This window comes from Glycomyces tenuis DSM 44171 (assembly GCF_000427885.1).
In the GTDB taxonomy this organism is placed as follows: domain Bacteria; phylum Actinomycetota; class Actinomycetes; order Mycobacteriales; family Micromonosporaceae; genus Glycomyces; species Glycomyces tenuis.
Genome location: NZ_ATYW01000002.1, coordinates 356970 through 375810, shown reverse-complemented (window position 1 = coordinate 375810; position 18841 = coordinate 356970). Strand labels below are relative to the sequence as shown.

The 18841-nt window shown below is 70.3% G+C and carries 15 protein-coding genes and 2 tRNA genes; 8 read left to right on the top strand and 9 right to left on the bottom strand.

Annotated features, from left to right (window positions below; genetic code table 11):
- Positions 1–33: 33 nt before the first annotated feature.
- Positions 34–108, bottom strand: a tRNA-Ile gene (locus tag YWW_RS0104350).
- A 339-nt stretch (positions 109–447) separates the two neighbouring features.
- On the opposite strand from YWW_RS0104350, the gene YWW_RS0104345 reads away from it, so the two are divergent.
- The 4 genes from YWW_RS0104345 to YWW_RS0104330 all read left to right on the top strand — a co-directional run bounded on the left by YWW_RS0104345 (position 448) and on the right by YWW_RS0104330 (position 4686).
- Entirely contained in the window at positions 448–1821 is a 1374-nt protein-coding gene (locus tag YWW_RS0104345) for a branched-chain amino acid ABC transporter permease (protein WP_026929138.1), read from the top strand.
- Positions 1822–1836: 15 nt separating this feature from the next.
- The gene (locus YWW_RS0104340) at positions 1837–2880 is read left to right on the top strand and encodes a branched-chain amino acid ABC transporter permease (protein ID WP_026929137.1); all 1044 of its coding nucleotides are present in this window, start codon (positions 1837–1839) and stop codon (positions 2878–2880) included.
- Positions 2870–3751 carry an ABC transporter ATP-binding protein gene (locus tag YWW_RS0104335; RefSeq protein WP_211228419.1) on the top strand — a complete coding sequence of 294 codons (882 nt, stop codon included), beginning with the start codon at positions 2870–2872 and terminating at the stop codon, positions 3749–3751. Before YWW_RS0104340 ends, YWW_RS0104335 begins: the two co-directional genes overlap by 11 nt.
- Before the next feature lie 170 nt (positions 3752–3921).
- Entirely contained in the window at positions 3922–4686 is a 765-nt protein-coding gene (locus YWW_RS0104330) for an ATP-binding cassette domain-containing protein (RefSeq protein WP_035697262.1), read from the top strand.
- 122 nt (positions 4687–4808) lie between these two features.
- Here YWW_RS0104330 and YWW_RS28290 read toward each other — a convergent pair whose 3' ends face one another.
- Positions 4809–6038, bottom strand: coding sequence for an ABC transporter substrate-binding protein (locus YWW_RS28290; RefSeq protein ID WP_035697090.1), 1230 nt, complete (start codon positions 6036–6038; stop codon positions 4809–4811).
- 289 nt (positions 6039–6327) lie between these two features.
- Between YWW_RS28290 and YWW_RS33740 the strand changes: the two genes are divergently transcribed.
- On the top strand, positions 6328–7431 hold the full coding sequence (locus YWW_RS33740; RefSeq protein WP_026929134.1) for a hypothetical protein: 1104 nt from the start codon (positions 6328–6330) through the stop codon (positions 7429–7431).
- A gap of 94 nt (positions 7432–7525) precedes the next feature.
- Here YWW_RS33740 and wrbA read toward each other — a convergent pair whose 3' ends face one another.
- Positions 7526–8125, bottom strand: a complete 600-nt coding sequence (gene wrbA, locus YWW_RS0104315; protein ID WP_026929133.1) for an NAD(P)H:quinone oxidoreductase — start codon at positions 8123–8125, stop codon at positions 7526–7528.
- 114 nt (positions 8126–8239) lie between these two features.
- Between wrbA and YWW_RS0104310 the strand changes: the two genes are divergently transcribed.
- Positions 8240–9187 carry a carbohydrate kinase family protein gene (locus YWW_RS0104310; RefSeq protein ID WP_026929132.1) on the top strand — a complete coding sequence of 316 codons (948 nt, stop codon included), beginning with the start codon at positions 8240–8242 and terminating at the stop codon, positions 9185–9187.
- Positions 9188–9235: 48 nt separating this feature from the next.
- Here the strand turns inward: YWW_RS0104310 and YWW_RS0104305 are convergent, their stop codons facing one another.
- From YWW_RS0104305 to YWW_RS0104290, 4 genes are all read right to left on the bottom strand, one after another.
- Positions 9236–10405 (bottom strand): hypothetical protein, encoded by a 1170-nt coding sequence (locus YWW_RS0104305; RefSeq protein ID WP_155829904.1) that lies wholly within the window; start codon positions 10403–10405, stop codon positions 9236–9238.
- A gap of 93 nt (positions 10406–10498) precedes the next feature.
- Positions 10499–11305 (bottom strand): glutaminyl-peptide cyclotransferase, encoded by an 807-nt coding sequence (locus YWW_RS0104300; protein ID WP_211228418.1) that lies wholly within the window; start codon positions 11303–11305, stop codon positions 10499–10501.
- 168 nt (positions 11306–11473) lie between these two features.
- Positions 11474–12340, bottom strand: coding sequence for a putative RNA methyltransferase (locus YWW_RS0104295; protein WP_026929129.1), 867 nt, complete (start codon positions 12338–12340; stop codon positions 11474–11476).
- Positions 12337–12939 (bottom strand): TetR/AcrR family transcriptional regulator, encoded by a 603-nt coding sequence (locus YWW_RS0104290; RefSeq protein ID WP_035697094.1) that lies wholly within the window; start codon positions 12937–12939, stop codon positions 12337–12339. Before YWW_RS0104290 ends, YWW_RS0104295 begins: the two co-directional genes overlap by 4 nt.
- A 224-nt stretch (positions 12940–13163) precedes the next feature.
- On the opposite strand from YWW_RS0104290, the gene YWW_RS0104285 reads away from it, so the two are divergent.
- Complete coding sequence (locus YWW_RS0104285; protein WP_026929127.1) at positions 13164–15647, top strand: glycoside hydrolase family 3 protein; 2484 nt, start codon at positions 13164–13166, stop codon at positions 15645–15647.
- Between the two features lie 58 nt (positions 15648–15705).
- Here the strand turns inward: YWW_RS0104285 and YWW_RS33735 are convergent, their stop codons facing one another.
- Positions 15706–16038 carry a hypothetical protein gene (locus YWW_RS33735; RefSeq protein WP_051325359.1) on the bottom strand — a complete coding sequence of 111 codons (333 nt, stop codon included), beginning with the start codon at positions 16036–16038 and terminating at the stop codon, positions 15706–15708.
- 317 nt (positions 16039–16355) lie between these two features.
- On the opposite strand from YWW_RS33735, the gene YWW_RS0104275 reads away from it, so the two are divergent.
- Positions 16356–16428 (top strand) — tRNA-Asn (locus YWW_RS0104275).
- A gap of 159 nt (positions 16429–16587) precedes the next feature.
- Here the strand turns inward: YWW_RS0104275 and YWW_RS0104270 are convergent.
- Positions 16588–18591 carry a glycosyl hydrolase gene (locus YWW_RS0104270; RefSeq protein ID WP_026929126.1) on the bottom strand — a complete coding sequence of 668 codons (2004 nt, stop codon included), beginning with the start codon at positions 18589–18591 and terminating at the stop codon, positions 16588–16590.
- Between the last annotated feature and the right edge of the window lie 250 nt (positions 18592–18841).

The window sequence follows — 18841 nt, the reverse complement described above, 5'->3', positions numbered from 1 at the left end:
GAAAGAGGCCCTGCTGACGCAGGGCCTCGGCCGTAGGGTGGGCGGGACTTGAACCCGCGACCTAACGATTATGAGTCGTTTGCTTCTAACCAGCTGAGCTACCACCCCAGGCAGCCAATATCTTCTCACACCTTCGGCTTCGGCGGCGTTCCGAGGGGCACGGCGGGGTTCGCGGGCCGCACCGCCGGTCGCCGGGCGGCGCGGCGGGCGTCTCGCGGTGTTCATCGACATCTGACGATCTCGAAACATCGTTGTGGCACGGCCCGGACGTTTTCGCAGGCTCGCCGATAACATCTGCGCCACTTTGGCAACGGTTTCATAACGAGAGGTGTGACTGTGGCCCGGATCTCCCTAAGATTCGGCTCACTCGCATCGTTGGGTGTTTCTCGAACCCTGCATGACACCCCTCGGTGCCCGAACCTCCGAGGGGGCCCATTGAGACGAGCAATGCTGTTGCTGTCGGCTGCGCTGGCCGGCCTGTTGCTGGGGCTGGGGGTGAGCAGCACCGCCCACGCGCAGGAGGAACCCGGCTTCAAGGGCACCCTCACGGACCAGGACGACAACCCGGTCGCCGACGTCGAGATCACCGTCACCGACGCCGGGGGCACCGAGATCGCCACGGTCACCAGCGCGGAGGACGGCACCTGGGAGGTGCCCTTGGACGCGCCCGGCACGTACATCGTCACGCTCGACGAGTCGACGCTCCCCGCCGGCCTGCTGGTGCGCAACGCCCGGCCGCAGTTGGAGTTGGAGGTCCAGTCGTCGGTCCGGACGGTCCTGTTCCCGCTGGACACGCAGCTCGACCCCGATGCCCAACCGCCGGAGAGCGAGTCGCCGAGCGGCGACGAGGGCGGAGAGGAGACCGAGGAGGAGACCGAGGGGCCGGTCGGCGGCGACGAGGCCGAAGAGGAGATCGATCCGGAGCTCGAGGGCACCGGCGGCGCGAAGCGGGCGGTGAGCCTGCTGTTCAGCGGCATCCACTTCGGTCTGATGATCGCGCTGGCCGCGGTCGGCCTGTCGATGGTCTTCGGCACCACGGGGCTGACCAACTTCTCCCACGGTGACCTGGTCACCTTCGGCGGTGTCATGGCCCTGCTGGTCAACATCACCTTCGGGCTTCCGGTGTGGGTGGCCGTCATCGGCGCCGTCGTCGCGGGGGCGCTGTTCGGCTGGCTCCAGGACTGGGGTCTGTGGAGTCGTCTGCGCGGTCGCGGCACGGGTCTGATCTCGATGATGATCATCTCGATCGGTGTCGCGATGCTGATCCGCTTCGCGACGCTGTTCTTCGTCGGCGGCGAGCGGAAGCGCTACGACGAGTACGTCGGGCAGGAGCCGTGGGACTTCGGGTGGCTGGTGATCGCGCCCAAGGAGGTCTACACGGGTCTGATCGCGGCGCTGGTGTGCTCGGCGATCGGCGCCGCGCTCGTGTTCACGCGTTTGGGCAAGGCGACCCGCGCGGTGGCCGACAACCCCTCGCTGGCGGCGGCGACCGGCATCGACGTGAACAAGGTCATTCGTCTTGTGTGGACGATCGGTGGCGCGCTGGCGGCGATGGCGGGCGTGTTCCTGTCGATCAACGACGGCGTGAAGTTCGACATGGGTCAGCATCTGCTGCTGCTGGTGTTCGCGGCGGTGGTGCTGGGCGGTCTCGGCACGGCCTTCGGGGCCTTCATCGGGGCCATGCTGATCGGCGTCTTCGTGCAGATGTCCACGTTGGTGGTCTCCCCCGAGCTGAAGTACGTCGGGGCGTTGGCCGTGCTCATCGTCGTCATGCTGACTCGGCCGCAGGGCATCCTGGGCCGCCGTGAGCGGATCGGCTGAGGTTAGGAGACTGCAATGGATTGGCACTTCGTCTTCAGTCAGGCGCTCACACAGGCTATCGGCCCGACCATGCTCATCTACGCGATCGCGGCGATCGGGCTCAACGTCCAGTTCGGGTACACCGGGCTGCTCAACTTCGGCCAGGCGGCCTTCGCGGCCATGGGGGCCTACGGCCTCGCGCTCACCGTGGTCGCGGCCGGACTGCCGTTCTGGTGGGGCATCGCCGTCGGGCTCCTCGCCGCGGTGGCGATGGCGCTGCTGCTCGGCATCCCCACACTGCGGCTGCGGGCCGACTACCTGGCGATCGTCACCATCGCCGCCGCGGAGATCGTGCGGCGGCTGGCGCGCTCGACCGTCTGGTCCGAGCACACCGGCGGCTCGGACGGCATACGCGGCTTCAGCGAGCCGTTCTTCGCGATGAGCCCCTACAGCGACGACGCGAACTGGTCGTTCGCCTTCGTCTCCATGGAGAACGGGCGGCTCACCGTCGACCTCGGGATCGTCGACTTCCAGTATTCCGACCGGGACCTGTGGATCATGACGGTCGGCTGGGCGCTGATCGCGGTCTTCCTGGTCGTGCTCGGCCTGCTCGTGCACAGCCCGTGGGGCCGGGTCCTCAAGGGCATCAGGGAGGACGAGGAGGCCGTGCGCAGCCTCGGCAAGAACGTCTTCGCCTACAAGATGCAGGCACTGGTCATCGGCGGCCTCATCGGCGCCACGGCCGGCTTCGTCTTCGCGCTGAGCCGCGCCAACGTCCAGCCCGACACGTTCAGCACCGACTTCACGTTCTACTTCTACGTGGTGCTGATCCTCGGCGGGGCGGCGCGGCTGTTCGGGCCGGTGCTGGGGGCGGCGCTGTTCTGGTTCCTCTACAACCTGCTCTCGCAGACGCTCAACCAGGCCATCCGCGCCGAGCTGATCCCGGCCGGCGCCCTGTCCAGCATTCAGGTGGGCCCGCTCGTGTTCTTCCTGCTGGGCCTCGGCATGGTGCTGCTGCTGATCTACCGGCCGCAGGGCATCCTCGGCAACCGAAGGGAGCTGATGCTCGATGTCAGATAGCGAGACCGAGCGCGAGGAGGCCGTGTTCCGCGAGGCGCACCAGGCCGCGCTGGAGGCGCTGGCCGACGTCGCACCCGAGCCGGGCGTGGCCAAACCGGATCCGATCCTGTCCGCGACGGGCGTCCGGCGGGCCTTCGGCGGCCTGGTGGCCGTCGACGTCGAGCACCTGGAGGTCCAGCGCGGTACGATCACCGCGCTCATCGGGCCGAACGGCGCCGGGAAGACCACGCTGTTCAATCTGCTCACCGGTTTCGACCGGCCGAGCAGGGGCACGTGGGAGTTCGACGGGCGCTCGGCGAAGCGGCTGCGGTCCTACCAGATGGCGCAGGCCGGGATGGTGCGGACCTTCCAGCTCACGAAGGCGCTCACGAGGATGACCGTCCTGGACAACATGCTCATCGCCGCGCCCGATCAGCTCGGCGAGCGGCTGTGGGCCGGGCTGATACACGGCATGTGGCGGGGCCAGGAGGTGGGCAACAGGGCCAAGGCCCTGCGGCTGCTGGAGCGGTTCAACCTGGCGGACAAGTGCCACGATTACGCCGGCGAGCTGTCCGGCGGGCAGCGCAAGCTGCTGGAGATGGCGCGGGCGCTGATGCTGGAGCCCAAGATGGTCATGCTCGACGAGCCGATGGCGGGCGTCAACCCGGCCTTGAAGCAGTCGCTGCTGGAGCACATCAAGGAGCTGCGCGAGGAGGGGATGACGGTGCTGTTCGTGGAGCACGACATGGACATGATCCACGAGATCGCCGACTGGGTCGTCGTCATGGCGGCCGGTCAGGTCATCACCGAGGGCACTCCCGATCAGATCTCGTCCGATCCGCGCGTGATCGACGCCTACCTCGGGGCGCATCACGACGGCGCGGCGCATTAGGGAGGCGTGGCATGTCCGATGAGGAGATCAACAAGGGCGGCGCCGACGCTTCGGCGGAGGCCGTGCCCGAGCCGGAGGCGGCCGCTGCCGAGGCGGCCCGGTCCGATGCGGAGGCGAAGCCGCCGGTGTTCGTGGCCGAGCCCGACGCGCCGGTGCCGGAGGAGTCGGCGATGGAGGTGTGCAGCCGCGAGGGGCACGTCGCCGCCGCCGGTGAGGCGCTGCTGCGCGCCGACGAGATCGTCGCCGGGTACATCCCCGGCGTGTCGATCCTGAACGGGACGGACCTGTACGCCGACGAGGGCGAGCTGGTGGGGATCATCGGCCCGAACGGGGCGGGGAAGTCCACATTGCTGAAGGCGATCTTCGGGCTCGTGGGGGTGCGTTCGGGGACGGTGACGCTGCGGGGCGAGGAGATCACGAACCACAAGGCGCACCAGTTGGTGCCGCGGGGGGTGGGCTTCGTGCCGCAGTCGAACAACGTGTTCCCGTCGCTGACCGTCCACGAGAACCTCGAGATGGGCGTGTTCCTGCGCCCTGAGAAGTTCAAGGAGCGGTTCGACTTCGTCGCCGAGCTGTTCCCGATGCTGGCCGAGCGGCGGGCCCAGCGGGCCGGGTCGCTGTCGGGCGGCGAGCGGCAGATGGTGGCGATGGGCCGGGCGTTGATGATGGAGCCGTCGGTGCTGCTGCTGGACGAGCCTTCCGCCGGGTTGTCGCCGACGATGCAGGACGAGGTCTTCTTCAACACCAAGCAGATCAACGCCACCGGCGTCACAGTGGTCATGGTCGAGCAGAACGCCCGCCGGTGCCTGCAGATCTGCGACCGCGGCTACGTCCTGGACCAGGGGCGGAGCGCGTACACCGGGCCGGGGGCGAGGCTGATCGACGATCCGAAGGTCGTCGAGCTGTACCTCGGCACACTGGGCAGGACCCGCTAGCGGGGAACGCCTCCGGGACGAGATGCCGCCCCGGTCCGGTTTCGGCCGGGCCGGGGCGGCTTCGTGCGGGAGGCGGGTCTCGATGCGGTCGGGGGCGGCCCTCGGGGCCGCCCCGCGGTCGGCTACTCCTCCAGGGTCTGGAAGCGGTAGTCGATGTTCTCGTAGGTGTTGTCGGGTCCGTACTCGTAGATGCCGATGGTGGCGGCGGTGATGTCGCCCTCCGGGGAGAACTCGATCGGGCCCGAGGCGCCGTTGTAGTCGATGTCCTCGTCGTTCTCTATCAGTTCCAGGCAGTCGGCGTAGCTGGTGCACTCGGTGCCTTCGCGGCTGACGTCGACGAGGTTGTCCTTGATGGTCTCGGAGTCGTAGGAGTCTCCGGCGGCGGCGGCGAGCGCCAGCAGGATGGTCGCATCGTAGGACTCGGGGGCGTAGGTGTAGTCGACCAGTTCGGGGTCGATCTCGAGCAGGCGCTCCTGGATGCTCGCCGGGTCGGCGCCGGGGAAGGTGCCCCTGGTGCCCTCGAGCATGCCCTCGGGGAACTGGTCGCCGTAGTTGGAGAGGTTGCCGTCGACCATGTACCAGCCGAGGTCCTGCGGTCCGAGGTTGGACTCGACGAGTTCGGGTGCGAGGTTGGTGAACTCGTTGAAGGTGATGAGCACGACCGCGTCGGCGTCGGCCGCGGCCAGTTCGGAGACCTCGGCGGAGAACTCGGAGGCGTTGGGGTCGTAGATGGTCTTCATGACCACTTCGCCGCCGAAGGCGGTGATGTTCTCCTCGACGGCGTCGGCCAGGCCGGTGCCGTAGGCGTCCTGGAGGGCGAGGATCGCGACCGAGGCGTGGCCGTCGGCGATGATCTGGTCGGCGAGGACGCGGCCTTGGAGGACGTCGGAGGGGGCGGTGCGGAAGAAGTAGTCGCCGCGCTCGTAGGTGGTGAAGTCCGGGGAGGTGTTCGCCGGGGAGATCTGGACGATGCCCTCTTCGTAGAGCTTGTCGATGAACTGGAACGACACGCCCGAGGAGGCGGCGCCGATGATGGCGTCGACGTCCTGCGCGATCAGCGAGTCGGCGGACTGGCTGGCGATGTCGGTGGAGGTGTCGCCCGAGTCCTCGTGGAGGACGTCGACGCATTCGTCGAGGACGCCTCCGGCCTCGTTGATCTCCTCGATGGCGAGGTCGACTCCGGCGAATTCGGGTGGGCCGAGGAAGGCGAGTGAACCGGTCTGCGGCAGGATCGTGCCGATCTTCATGCCGCAGTCAGAGCCTTCTGATGCTTCGTCGCCGCATGAGGCGAGGGCGAGCGCGGTGACGCTCGCGGTCGCCACAGCCAGCAATGCCCGAGGAAAGCGAGACATGGCTTCTCCTAGGTTGTGTTCGAGATGGGGTCCGTCGGATGAGTGGAGGTTGACGTGATGTGAGTTACACCATATGGCAGCCGGGATGTGGGCGCTAGGCGCCGTGACCACACCCGGCCCGATATGTGATGGCTCCGTGACCTTTTCGATGCGCGTATTTCAACTTCGTTTCACGCGATGGCATCCGGTGTTCCATCCGGGGGGGGCGGGGCGGCTCTCCCCCGGCGGGGGGAGGCCGCCCGCCCGCCGGAGGGAAGCCGCGGGAGGCCGTCTCGCCGACGCTGGGGTCATGACGACAACCGCCCACGCACCGGCGACCGGGAGGACGGCGTTCCTCGCCGCCTTCCTGTGGTCGCTCACCGCTCTCCCGCTCGCGCTGTGGCAGCTCGCCTCGCCCGGAGCGGGCCCGTTCACCAATCCCACTGAGCGCCAAGCGATCGCGTTCCCCGAGGCCTTCCCCGACGCGCTGGCCCCGTCGCTGCTTCTGGCCGCAGGCGTCGGCGGTCTCCTGCTGGCGCGCGCCAAGCCGCGGCTGTGGCCGCTGACCGCCGCCTACGCCGTGGTGTTCGCGCTGCTGGTGCCGACGTTGACGCTGCTGATCATGGCCGGATACCTCTCGGCGTTCCTGATGCCCGCGGCGCTCATCGCCGGGCCGGTCCTCTCGGCGCGGGGCGCGGGCTGGCGCGTGGCTGCGGCCGTGCTCGTGCTCGCCGGGATCGGCGCGCTGGCGGTGCAGGGCACGCTGGATCCGTCGACGCTGGCCGATCTGCTGGACGAGCTCGGGGGCGGCCTGGTCGACCTGGGCGTCTACCCGCTGACCGAGGTGTGGTCGGCCGTCGGCGGGGCCTGCTGGGCCGCCGTGACCGTCGAGCTGCTGCGCCGGCGCGGGGTCGAGCGGCCGCGAGGGCCGTGGACCTCGCCTGAGCGGGCGGCGAAGTGGGGCAAGGCGGCCGCGTACACGGCCTTCGCCTGCTCGCTGCCGTACGGGCTGACGCGGCTGACGTGGCTGACGCCGTGGCCGTACCTGCTGGACGCCGAGGAACTGGCCGCGAACCCGGACGTGCGGCTGTGGGGCCTGCTGCTGGGTTTCGCCTGCCTGGCGGGCGGCGTGCTGTGCCTCGGGCTGGTCCGGCGGTGGGGCGAGCGGTGGCCGTACTGGGTGCCGCGGCTGCGGGGCCGTCCGGTGCCGCCTCGGGTGGCGATCGTCCCGGCGGGCGTGGTGGCCTACCTGTTCACGCTCGCGGGGATCTCGTTCCCGATCATGGCCGTGCGGGAGGGGGAGCCGGAGTTTCTGCTGCTGTTCCCGTTCCCGGTCTGGGGGCCGGCGCTGGCGGCGGCGACGGCGGCCTACGCGATCCGCTGCTCGGCGGCCGAGAGCGGCGCGGCCGCATAGGCGCGGAGACCACCCGCCGCGATGCGGGGGGGGGGACAGAAAGGGGCCGGGCCCGGCGTTCGCCGGGCCCGGCCGTTCTCACTCCGCTGTGCTCTCACTCCCCTTTGATCTTCGCGGCGATCTCCAGCACCCGCCGCACCTGGATCCGCAGCTCCTGCCGGTTCTTCTCGTTCACCGGTCCGGCGTTGGCGATATGGCTGGCGCCGTAGGGATTGCCCAGTTCGAGTTCGAACATCGCCGGATCGGTGTAGCCGATGCCGACGACGATCGCGCCCCAGTGGTAGAAGGTGTTGTTCATCGTCAGGATCGTCGTCTCCTGGCCGCCGTGGCTGGTCTGGGTCGACACGAACGTCGACATCACCTTGTTGACCAGACCGCCCCGCTGCCACAGCCCGCCGGTCTGGTCGACGAACTGCCTGATCTGCGAGCAGGGGACGCCGTAGCGGGTCGGCGTGCCCCACATGACCGCGTCGGCCCATTCGAGGTCGTCGATCTCGGCCTCCTCCAGGTCGGCGACGGCCTCGCGGTGGGCGACCCAGTCGGGATTGGACCGGATCGCCTCGGGCGGGGCGTTCTCGGCGACCTTGCGGAGCCGGACCGCGGCGCCGGCGGCCTCGGCCTCCTCGGCGGCGGCCTTCGCCATCCGGTGGACGTTGCCGGTCTGGGAGTAGTGGATGACGGCCAGGTTGACCATGGTGGCGCTCCTTGCTGTTGAATGGGCCTTGATTTTCTGACATGCCGGGCCTTAGGGTTACCCAGCGCAATAGATTCCAAAAAATTGCAAGACGATGTCAATAGGAGCAAGAACATGCTCGATATCCTCGTGGCCGGCGGCGTCGGCGTCGACACGATCGTCCGCGTCCCCGAGATCGCGATCGGCGAGGGCGACAACCTCGGCGTGGAGCCGATCCACGACTACGTGGCCCACACCGGCAACGGGGTCTCGCTCGGTTGCCTGCACCTGGGCCTGACGACGCGGTTCATCGACTTCATCGGCGAGGACACGCAGGGCGAGATGATCCTCGACCGCTACGAGCGGGAGGGCCTGGACTTCCGCCACCTGATCTCGCCGGAGGGCACCTCGCGTTCGGTGAACCTGGTCGACGACGAGGGCCGCCGCTACTCCTTCTACGACTACCGGCACCACAGCGATCTGCGCCTGCCCGCCGACTTCTACGGCCCCCACCTGGCAGAGGCGGCGCACGTCCACATCTCGATCTCGAACGTCACCCGGAGCATGCTGCGCGACCTCGACGACGGCGTCCCGGTCTCGACCGACCTCCACGCCTGGGACGGCGAGTCCGAGCACCACAAGGAGTACGCGCTGCGGGCCGACACCGTGTTCCTGTCGGCGGCGAAGCTCGGCGGCGCCCCCGAGAAGGCGATGCGCTGGATCATGGACAACGGCCGCGCCTCGCTGGTGATCGCCACCGACGGCGAGCGGGGCGGGTACGTCCTCGAACGCGGCGGCCTCGGACGCGCCGGCACTGTCGAGCGCTACACGGCGATCGACCCCGTGGCCGAACTGAGCGGGGCCGTCCCCGAGTGGGCCTCGTGGCGGCCGGTCGACTCCAACGGCGCCGGGGACGCGTTCGTCTCGGGCTTCCTGTGGGGTGAGCGCCGCGGCGACGGCCTCGAAGCCAAGATCGACGCGGGCCGCGTCGCGGGCGCCTTCGCCTGCCGCAAGGCGGGCACCCACTCGGAGTTCATCACCGAGCCGCTCCTGGCCGGGAGCCTCGCGGCGCTGCGCGGGTGAACGGCGGGGCGGGCCCGCACGACGCCGGGGCGGATCCGTGCGGGCCCGTCAGCTCTGCTCGGGCCGGTTGGCCGTCATCGCCTTCGCGCGGGCGATGACCTCGTCGAACGGGGACGGCTCGCTCGGGCGCGGCGGCGCCACCTCGCGGTGGTCGGGCTGGATCACCAGCATGAACGCCGCCCCCAGCAGGGCCGCGGCGATCGGCGCCCCCGTGGTGATCTCGACGGCGGGCCAGGCGCCCTCGACGGTCCTGGTGATGATCATGTACGCCAGCCACGTCAGGACCGACCAGGCCGCGGCGAAGGTGATCAGGTCCTTGCGGCGGCGCAGGTCCGGGCGCACGAGCCAGGTCAGCAGGTCCGCCAGGGCGCCCGAGAGGACGAACAGGACCACGAAGCCGCCGTTCTCGAAGCCCGCGTTCGCGCCGGCCATGAGCGCCGGGAAGACGAAGGCCACCGTGAAGAAGCCCACCGGGAGCCGGAAGCGCCCGGAGGCGACGACCACCAGGGCGAGCACCGCGAGCGTGGTGAACATGACGCTCGCGGCCACCGCCCAGCCGGCCGGGCCGTCGGATTCGCCCAGGCCGCTCGCCACTTCGGCCGGGCGCCAGGCGAAGGCGATCCCATAGGACACGAACAGCACCACCGCGGCGAAGACGTAGCCCAGGGACAGCGCCGGGGCGGCGAAGCGCAGGTGGACGTCGACCTCCTCGGGCTGGGCGCCGAGCGCGTCGCGGCGCCAGGCCGAGAGCCACGGCGCGGCGACGACGAGGACGCCGCTGACGGCCAGGCCGAGGTGCGCGGGGCTGAACAGGAGGTCGAGCGAGCCGGGCGAGCCGAAGACGGCGTGCCAGATCAGGTCCGCGACGAGCGAGACCAGGAACAGCGGGACGCCGACCACGGCGGGGCCGTAGCCGTGCGGGACGGCCGCCAGGCCGGTGCGGCCGTCCGCGCGGTGCGCCCGCAGCAGGAGGTAGGCGATCCACGCCGCGGCGGCGACGAAACCGGTGTAGAAGGCCAGGTGCCACCAGGTGAAGAACGAATCGGTCCGGTCGGCCTCGGCGGCCCGCACGACGGCGATGAGCCCGCCGAGGAACCAGGCCGAGGCCGCGGCGGTGATGAGGTCGTGCCACCAGGCCGCGAACAGGCGGGGGTGCCCGGAATCCTTCAAGAGGTGCATGTTGTATTCCAGCAATCGGTCTAGGGGTGTGATGGCCATGACGCCATCATGGCCTATGCCGTCTACGGAAGCAATACGGACGTAGCGGCAGAGCGGACGTCTCGTAATGCCGACGGCTCGGAAGAGGCGTGATCAGACGAAACGCACGAGGAACAGCTTGGGCCAGAGTTTGCCGGTGATGTAGAACGTGCCCTCCTCCTCGGCGGCGGCGATGCCGTTGAGCACGTCGGCCGACGCCGCCTCGTCCTCGGTGAGCAGCCCCGAGGCGTCGACGACGGCGCCGACCTCGCCGGTGGCCGGGTCGATGCGGACGATCTCGTCGGTCTGCCAGACGTTGGCCCACACCTGGCCGCCCGCGCATTCGAGCTCGTTGATCTGGTCGACCGCCTCGCCGCCGAGGGTGACGTCGACGGTGCCCAGCGCTTCGAAGCTCGCCGGGTCACGGAACGTCAATGTGGACGAGCCGTCGCTCATGACGAGGCGCTCGCCGTCATAGCAGATGCCCCAGCCTTCACCTTCGTACTCGAAGGTCTCGACGACGTCGAGCGTCTCGGGGTCCCGCTGGTAGGCCAGGCCCTCCTGCCAGGTGATCTGCCAGACCGCGTCCTCGGTGAGGGTCAGGCCCTCGCCGAACTGGTCGTCGGGGAGCGCCTCGGAGTCGAGGACGTCGCCGGTGCCGGGGTCGACGGTCCGGACGTCCGAGGAGCCGTACAGGCCGGTGCTCTCGTAGAAGACGCCGTCGCGCAGCTCGAGGCCCTGCGTGAAGGCGTCGGCGTCATGGTCGAAGGTGTCGAGGACCTCGACACTGAGCTGCTCCACGGCGGGGTCTTCGGGGAGGGGGCTGGACTCCTCGGCGCCCGCGTCGCCGGTGCCGCAGCCGGCGAGCGCCGGCAGCGCGGCGACGGCGAACAGCGCCGCGGCCCGTTTCTGATCGAACACTGAACTCATCTCCAGGTGCTTACAGGTGATGCTCCGTACCGTACTGGCTATGACAAAGGAGGACAAGAGCAACCATCCGGGGGACTGACCGCCGTCCGGTGGCGCGGTGAGGGGCTGGCCGGGGCATGGGGCTTCTTCCCGGCCGGCTTCCGCGCCAGCGGGCGGCGGTCACACGTCTCGGTCGCGCCTGCGCCAGCGGGTGACCGTCGCCGAGACCGTGGCCCGGACCGGCGAGGGCAGCCGGTCCACCGCCGCGGCCAGGGCCTGCGGGTCCTGGTGCCTGGCGCTGGGGCCCATGGCGACCAGGCGCAGCGTGTCCTCGCGCCCCAGTTCGATCGGATAACGAAGCTCGTCGGTCCGCTCGGCGGTGAACGCCCCGCCGAGCTGATCGACGGTCCGCTGCGGTTTCGCAGGGTCGACGCTCAACAGCGCCAAGGCGTCGACGAGTTCGCGCAGGTGGTCTTGCCGGGGGGTCAGCACCACCAGCGGTCCTCTCGGGTGGAGGATCCGCGCGATCTCGTCGGGGTTGCGGGGAGCGAAGACGTTGAGGACCGCGGCGGCGGCGGCGTCCTGGACCGGCAGTCGGGTCCACGCGTCGGCGAGCACTGCGGCGAGCCGCCCCTGAGTTCCGGCGGCTCGCCGCAGCACTCTGCGCGCGGTGCGCCGCAGCGCGTACTTGGAGGTGTCGAGGCCGATCCCTTCGCGCCCCTCGTCGGCGTCGAGGGCCGCGGCCAGGTAGTGGCCGGTGCCGCAACCGGGTTCGACGACGACGCCCGGAGCGTCGGTGAGCGCGGCCCGGGCGGCGGCCGCCATCAGCGGATCGAACACCCCTGTGGACAGGAACTCCTCCCTCGCGGCGACCTGCTCGGCCGTGTCGCCGGTGGTGGTGTTGGCGCCAGGGGCCAGCAGCGGCGCGTAGCCCTGCTTGGCGAGGTCGAACGAATGCCCTTCGGGGCAGTGGAGGCGCCGCTCGGTCTGGTCGAGCGGCCCGGCGCAGTTGGGGCAGGCGAGCGCGGCCAGCGCGGGCAGGCTCATTCGGCGGCCCTGAGGCCGAGGAGCCCCACGAAGGCGCGGAAGGACGCGACGAGGTCGACCGCATCGGGCTCGTGCAGCCACTGGAACTGGAGGCCGTCCATGACGGCCACCAGCAGCGGCGCGGCCTCGGCGGCGGTGAGCCCCGAAGGGAGGCGCTCGCCCCATTCGCGGCGGAGGATCGCCTCCATGTCCGCCCGGGTGCCGCGGTAGCGGTCGTGGAAGTACTCCCCCGCGGGGTGGTCCTCGGTGACCGACTCGCCCAGCAGCGCAGAGAAGGTGCGGATGAGCTCGGGGCGGGCCGCGTTGGCCTCGACGAGCGTGGAGAGGTTGGACACGGTCCAGGCGTTCCCCGCGGCCTCCGGCGAATCGCCGGTGTCCCACTCGTCGCGCTGCCGCAGCACCGCGATGAGCAGCTCGTCCTTGGTCGGGAAGTAGTGGAGGAGCCCCTGCTGGGTCAGGCCGACCTTCTCGGCGACGGCCGCGATGCTCGAGCCGCGGAAGCCGCGCTCGGCGATCACCTCGATCGCGGCGCGGAGGATCTCCTCGCGGCGGGCCTGGCCTCGGGCACCGTGGCGTACTCCGTTGGGCGATATGGGCATTGCGGTCATCGGCGGCTCGCAGACGGTAGGCGGGATCGTTGCCCTACAGACTAGTTAAGAACAAGTCGGTAACATCACCTACCGACGAGTCTGTAGCGACGCCGCACACGGGGCCGGGCCGGACGCGGCGACGAAGGGCGCCGCGGACCGACCGACCCCGCTGCCAGGCCGCCCCCGGCAACCGACCCGCGCCCACACTCGCACCTACCAGGAAAGGCAACGGCATGAGCGACGCCGAATGGACCATTCCCGACGACCGCCCCGACTACCACGACGCCGTCGAGACCGCGCTCGCGAAGCTCGACCTCGACACCAAGACCGCCCTGCTCTCCGGCCTCGACATGTGGCGCGTCATCGAGATCCCCGAGATCGGCCTGCGCTCGATGACCCTCTCCGACGGCCCCATCGGCGTCCGCGGCCGGTTCTGGACCGTCGCCGACCCTTCGCTGGCGCTGCCCAGCCCCACCGCGCAAGCCGCCTCCTGGGACCCCGCCCTCGTGCGCCGCATCGGGCACCTCCTCGCCGCCGAGGCCCGCCGCAAGGCCGTCCACGTCCTCCTCGCGCCCACCATCAACCTCCACCGCTCCCCCTTGGGCGGCAGGCACTTCGAGGCGTTCAGCGAAGACCCCCACCTGACCGGGCTCATCGCGCGGGCCTACGTCGCCGGCGTCCAGGAAGGCGGCGTCGGCACCACCATGAAGCACTACGTCGCCAACGACGCCGAGACCGACCGCTTCACCGTCGACAACATCATCGACGAGCGCACCCTCCGCGAGCTCTACCTCAGGCCCTTCGAGATGATCACCGAGTCCGTGCGGCCCTGGGGGGTCATGACCGCCTACAACTCGGTGAACGGCGCCACCATGACCGCCCACAAGGAGCTCATGGCCGTCCTGCGCGAGGAGTTCGGCTTCGACGGCTTCAACGTCTCGGACTGGAGCGCCGCCCGCCACACCGTCGAGGACGTCGAAGCCGGCCTCGACCTGGCCATGCCGGGCCCGGACACCGTCTACGGCCCGCCGCTGGCCGAGGCCGTCCGCGAGGGGCGCGCCTCCGAGGCCGACGTCGACGCCGCCGTCCGGCGCCTGCTCACACTCGCCGCCCGCGTCGGCGCGCTCGACGGCGTCGAGGCCGCCGTCACCGAACCGGCCGCCGGACCGGAGGACGCCGGCGAGTTCCTCCGCGAGATCGCCAGGCGCTCCTTCGTCCTGGTCAAGAACGACATCCCCGCCGGGGACGAGGCGCCGATGCTGCCGCTCGCCGCCGACGTCGTCCACCGCCTCGCGCTCATCGGCCCCGCCGGGGCCGAGGCCCGCGTCCTCGGCGGCGGCTCGGCCACGGTCTTCCCCGAACGGGTCGCCTCCCCGCTCGACGGGCTCCGGGCCGCCCTCGGCGACCGCGTCGACTACCGGCGGGGCGTCGACCTGTACGAGCAGATCACGCACGCGGGGAACGGTTTCGAGCTCAAGGTGCGGCCCGTGGCCGCCGACGGGAGCGGGCCGGCGCCCGAACCGCTGGCGAGCGGCCAGGTCAAATGGATGGGCTACATCCCCGGCGGCATGACCCACGCCGAGTTCGACCACGCCGTCCTCGAAGGGACCTACACCGCCACCGTCACCGGCGAGCACACCTTCGGCACCCGCGGCTCGGGGCGCCTCGAACTCGTCGTCGACGGCCGGACCGTGTTCGACGACGACTACGCGGTCAACCCCGACGACCCGTTCGAGTCCTTCTTCGGACCCGGCGTCGCGCGCGGCACCACGCATCTCGAGCAGGGCCAGACCATCGAGGTGCGGCTGACGTTCCGGCCGCTCCCCTCCCCCGAGGGCTTCCCGCCCTCGGTGATGTTCGGCCTCATGCACGCCGAGCCGCGCCCCGACGAGGACCTGCTCCTGGCCGAGGCCGTCGCCGCCGCCCGCGAGGCCGAGGCGGCCGTGGTCGTCGTCTCCACCACCGCCCTGACCGAATCCGAGGGCTGGGACCGGAAGGACCTGCGCCTGCCGGGCCGCCAGGACGAACTGGTCGCCGCCGTCGCCGCGGCCAACCCGAACACCGTCGTGGTCGTCAACTCCGGCTCCCCGGTCGAGATGCCCTGGCGGGACGACGTCGCGGCGATCCTGCTGACCTGGTTCCCCGGGCAGGAGGGCGGCCACGCCCTGGCCGAGGTGCTGCTCGGCGCCGAGCCCGGCGGGCGGCTGCCCACGACGTGGCCGAAGACCCTCGCCGACGCCCCGGTCACCCGCGTGGAGCCGAACGAGGCGGGCGAACTGCACTACGAGGAGGGCGTCTTCATCGGCTACCGCGCCTGGGAGCGGCGCGGCGGCGCCGAGCCGGCGTACTGGTTCGGGCACGGCCTGTCCTACACCGAATGGGACTACGAGGACCTGAGCGTCGAGGGCGACACGGTCCGGGTGCGGGTCCGCAACGGCGGCGGCCGCGCCGGACGCGAGGTCGTCCAGGTCTACCTGGCCCCCGAGGCGGACGCGGACGTGCCCGGCGGCATCGAGGCGCACCGGCTCGCGGGCTTCGCGGCGGTCGCCGCCGAGCCCGGCGAGACCGTCGAGGTCGCGGTGCGGCTCGAGGAGCGCTCGTTCCAGGTGTGGGACGAGGCCGCGCGCGGCTGGCGGACCGTGCCGGGGACGTGGACGGTCGAAGCGGGCCGCTCCGTCGGCGACCTGCGGCTCAGCGCGCCGGTGAAGCGGGGCTGAGGCCGAGACGACGAGCGGCGGGCGGGGCCGATGCCTCGCCCGCCGCTCGTCGCGCGGGTCAGAACCCCGGAGCGTCCTCCCGGATCTCACGGTTGCCGCGCGCCGGCGTGGTGACGCCGGCCGAGTCCCAGGGCTCGGCCTTGGGCGGCTCGTCGCCGCTCGAGGTGAACCCTTCGACGATGTCGCCGAACTTGGTGCCCTTGATCTTGTCCTGAGCGGCGTTGGCGGCCTTGCCGGCCTGGTCGCGGACGGTGCTCGCCACGTTCTGGACCTTGTCGTTGCCGGTGACCTCCCTGGTCCAGCCCAGGATCTGCTCGTAGCGCTCCCTCCCTGCCTTGGCACCCAGGATGTAGCCGATCCCCAGTCCGGCTATGAAATACCACTTGCGCATGGTTGCCTCCCTCTCGGTGGACTCGCGGGCCGTATTTCCGTGCGCCTCGGCGAGTCCACGAGCCGTCACTTAGCGCTGTCGCGTTATAGCGGTCATTCTGCCTCATGCGGGGATGCCCTGGCGGTCCATGACGGAAACGCGACCGAGGCCAGAGCAGCTGTTTTGTAACGCTCGGCACAGGGGGGCGGCGTTCGAACGGCGGCCGGGAGCGGGCCGGGGAGGTGGACGCAGACCACACCGCCCCCCGTGGCATGAGGACGCGCCGATCCTGTACGCTCGTATCCGGTTCGCGCGGTGTCAACCGCGGCAGGCCCCCTTCCCCGATAGCTCAATTGGCAGAGCATTCGACTGTTAATCGAAGGGTTGATGGTTCGAGTCCATCTCGGGGAGCTGAACGACGAAAGCCGTTGTCTCACTTTGAGACAACGGCTTTCGTGTTGCTCGGCCGGGATCGATGACCCCCGCGGCGGCGGGGACATGCCGAGCGTTCATGACATTACGACATGTATCCGATTTCCCGTCGGATCTCGGCGGCGCGTCCCCGGCCCGCTAATCGGCGCGGATGTCGTCGAAGTGGACGACTCCGGTGGTCTGGGCGTCGGTGCCGTGGCCGAGGTAGAGGTTGAACGCCGTCACCTTGGCGAGGTGGGCGGCATCGAGCAGTTCGTCCGCGTGGCCGGTGTCCCACGGCGCGGGCCTGAACTCGCTGAACGGCGCGATGACCTCCTTCCCGGCCGTGTCGGACAGCGACACGTTGTACTCGAAGTAGGCGCCGTCGGCCACGATCTGGAAGGTCGCGCCGTTCGAGGAGCCGTCGCCTCGCATCCACAGCCGCAGGCTGGTGAAGGCGGTCCAGTCCGGGCCGGCCGACTTGCCGATGCCAGTGTAGCCGGCGCTGGTGAAGTCGTAGGCGTAGGCCAGGCCGTAGGCGCCGGAGGCCTTGTGCTCGGTCGAGAGCGTGGTGGTGTTGGCGTTGACGTGGCTGTAGGACTCGCTCAGGGTCACGTTGTCGCCGTAGTAGCCCTCGAAGTCGTCGATCCAGCCGGGCGGGAGCGGCTCGGCCTCGCCGAGGAGCACCAGGGCCGTGTCGGTGAGCGTCTGGCCGCGGACCTCGGCGTTCACGGTGAGGGTGACCGAGCGGTTGCCGTCCAGCCAGGACGGATCGATCTCCCAGGCGCCGGAGTGGAAGCCGTCCTCGTCGCGGCACAGCTCCATCGGCGGGCCGTCCTCCACTGTGCAGGTGATCTTCCGGGCGTGCGCCGAGGTGAGCCGCACCCTGACGGTGGTCTCGGTCTCCGCCACGCGCTGCCGGTCGGTGGGGGTCACCAGGTGCATGAACGGCTCGCTGCGGACCGCGCGGGTCCGGGCGTCGTAGACGCCTTCGAGGTCGGAGACGAACAGGGAGTACGGGTCCTCGCCGAACTCGACGAAGTCCGGTTCCATGGCGTGCCCCGGGTAGGGGACGTAGGCGCGGGTGTCGCCGCCGAAGTTGGCCCAGGTGAGCATGTGGGAGACGCGGCTCGCGGTCGGGTCGGCCTTGAGGGCGCCCAGCACGTCGGTGAACCACTGGAGGTTGCGGCCCTCCTCGCCGGACTCGCCGAACTCGGTGAAGGCGGGGACCTTGCCGCGCTCGGCGGCGAGTTCGACGACCATGGCGAGGTCCTCGACCAGTCCGTCGAGCCATTCTGGCGAGCCGGCGGAGTTGTCGTAGGAGTCGTAGCCGAGGATGTCGACGAACTGGTCGCCGGGGTAGGTCTTGAGGTAGACGGCCGGGTCGCCGCCGAAGCTCGAGTTCGGCGAGTAGGCGTAGAGCAGGTTGCGGACCCGCTTGGTGTCGCGCAGGTACTCGACGGTGTAGCGGAAGATCTCGATGAACTCGGACGAGGTGGTGTGGCCGGCGCCCCACCAGAACCAGCCGCCGTTGTTCTCGTGGAAGGGCCGGAAGATCACCGGGATCGCGGTGCCGTCGGGACGCTCGGCGCCCTTGGCGGCCGCGGCGATGCGGTCGAGGAAGGCGTTGAAGTCCTCGTGCTTCGCGCCGCCGGGGAGGATCTGGCCGACCACGCGCCCCTCGGTGTCCCAGAAGTTCCCCCCGGTGACGAAGTTGGGCAGGTGCGCGCTCAGGATGTTGATCCCGCCGCGCGCGTCGCCTTGTTCGAAGGCCCAGCTGAGGGCCTCGATGTTCTCGGCTTCGGTGCCGCCGTTCACGCCGGGCTTCTCATAGCCTTGGAGGATGAGCGTGTCCCAGCCGAAGACGGCGGGGTAGTCGCCGACCGTGGCCACGGTGTCGGACGACTCGCCGTCGGGGGTCTCGAAGGTGAAGCCGTGGGAGAGGTCGTGCTGGTGGCCGAACATGATGCCCTGGCCCTGCGTCTCGAGCAGGTATTGGAAGAGCGCGCGGGTGTCGCGGGTCGCCTTGTCGTCGACGATGCGGACCGGCGTGGGGCGGTTCCCGTGCGCCTCGGCCGCGAGCGGTGCGCTCGAGGCCGCGACGACGGCGGCGCCCATGGCGATGACCGCGCGCCTGGGCGCGCGGGCGGAAGAGAAAGGCACTTGCGTCTCCTTCGAGGGGTCGGTGCGGTGGTGCCGGCGGGGCTCGAGTGATCGACTGCGAGTCATCGGACGGCGGGCTCGCGGCCCATGCGGCCGCCGCCTCCGGCGGTTCGCCTCGTTCCGAGGTGGGGAACCGAGAACTGAATCGGTTAAGCGACGTCCATAATAAACATAGGAACATATCGATGTCAAGAGATGTCGCGGCTCAGCGCGCCGCGAGGCGGCGTCCTCCACAGTGCATCGCTTTCGC

Bases quoted from the DNA above. Each gene is read 5' to 3' on its own strand.
- YWW_RS0104345 (WP_026929138.1), top strand. From the start codon at position 448: ATGCTGTTGCTGTCGGCTGCGCTGGCCGGCCTGTTGCTGGGGCTGGGG.
- YWW_RS0104340 (WP_026929137.1), top strand. From the start codon at position 1,837: ATGGATTGGCACTTCGTCTTCAGTCAGGCGCTCACACAGGCTATCGGC.
- YWW_RS0104335 (WP_211228419.1), top strand. From the start codon at position 2,870: ATGTCAGATAGCGAGACCGAGCGCGAGGAGGCCGTGTTCCGCGAGGCG.
- YWW_RS0104330 (WP_035697262.1), top strand. From the start codon at position 3,922: ATGGAGGTGTGCAGCCGCGAGGGGCACGTCGCCGCCGCCGGTGAGGCG.
- YWW_RS28290 (WP_035697090.1), bottom strand. From the start codon at position 6,038: ATGTCTCGCTTTCCTCGGGCATTGCTGGCTGTGGCGACCGCGAGCGTC.
- YWW_RS33740 (WP_026929134.1), top strand. From the start codon at position 6,328: ATGACGACAACCGCCCACGCACCGGCGACCGGGAGGACGGCGTTCCTC.
- wrbA (WP_026929133.1), bottom strand. From the start codon at position 8,125: ATGGTCAACCTGGCCGTCATCCACTACTCCCAGACCGGCAACGTCCAC.
- YWW_RS0104310 (WP_026929132.1), top strand. From the start codon at position 8,240: ATGCTCGATATCCTCGTGGCCGGCGGCGTCGGCGTCGACACGATCGTC.
- YWW_RS0104305 (WP_155829904.1), bottom strand. From the start codon at position 10,405: ATGGCCATCACACCCCTAGACCGATTGCTGGAATACAACATGCACCTC.
- YWW_RS0104295 (WP_026929129.1), bottom strand. From the start codon at position 12,340: ATGAGCCTGCCCGCGCTGGCCGCGCTCGCCTGCCCCAACTGCGCCGGG.
- YWW_RS0104290 (WP_035697094.1), bottom strand. From the start codon at position 12,939: ATGCCCATATCGCCCAACGGAGTACGCCACGGTGCCCGAGGCCAGGCC.
- YWW_RS0104285 (WP_026929127.1), top strand. From the start codon at position 13,164: ATGAGCGACGCCGAATGGACCATTCCCGACGACCGCCCCGACTACCAC.
- YWW_RS33735 (WP_051325359.1), bottom strand. From the start codon at position 16,038: ATGCGCAAGTGGTATTTCATAGCCGGACTGGGGATCGGCTACATCCTG.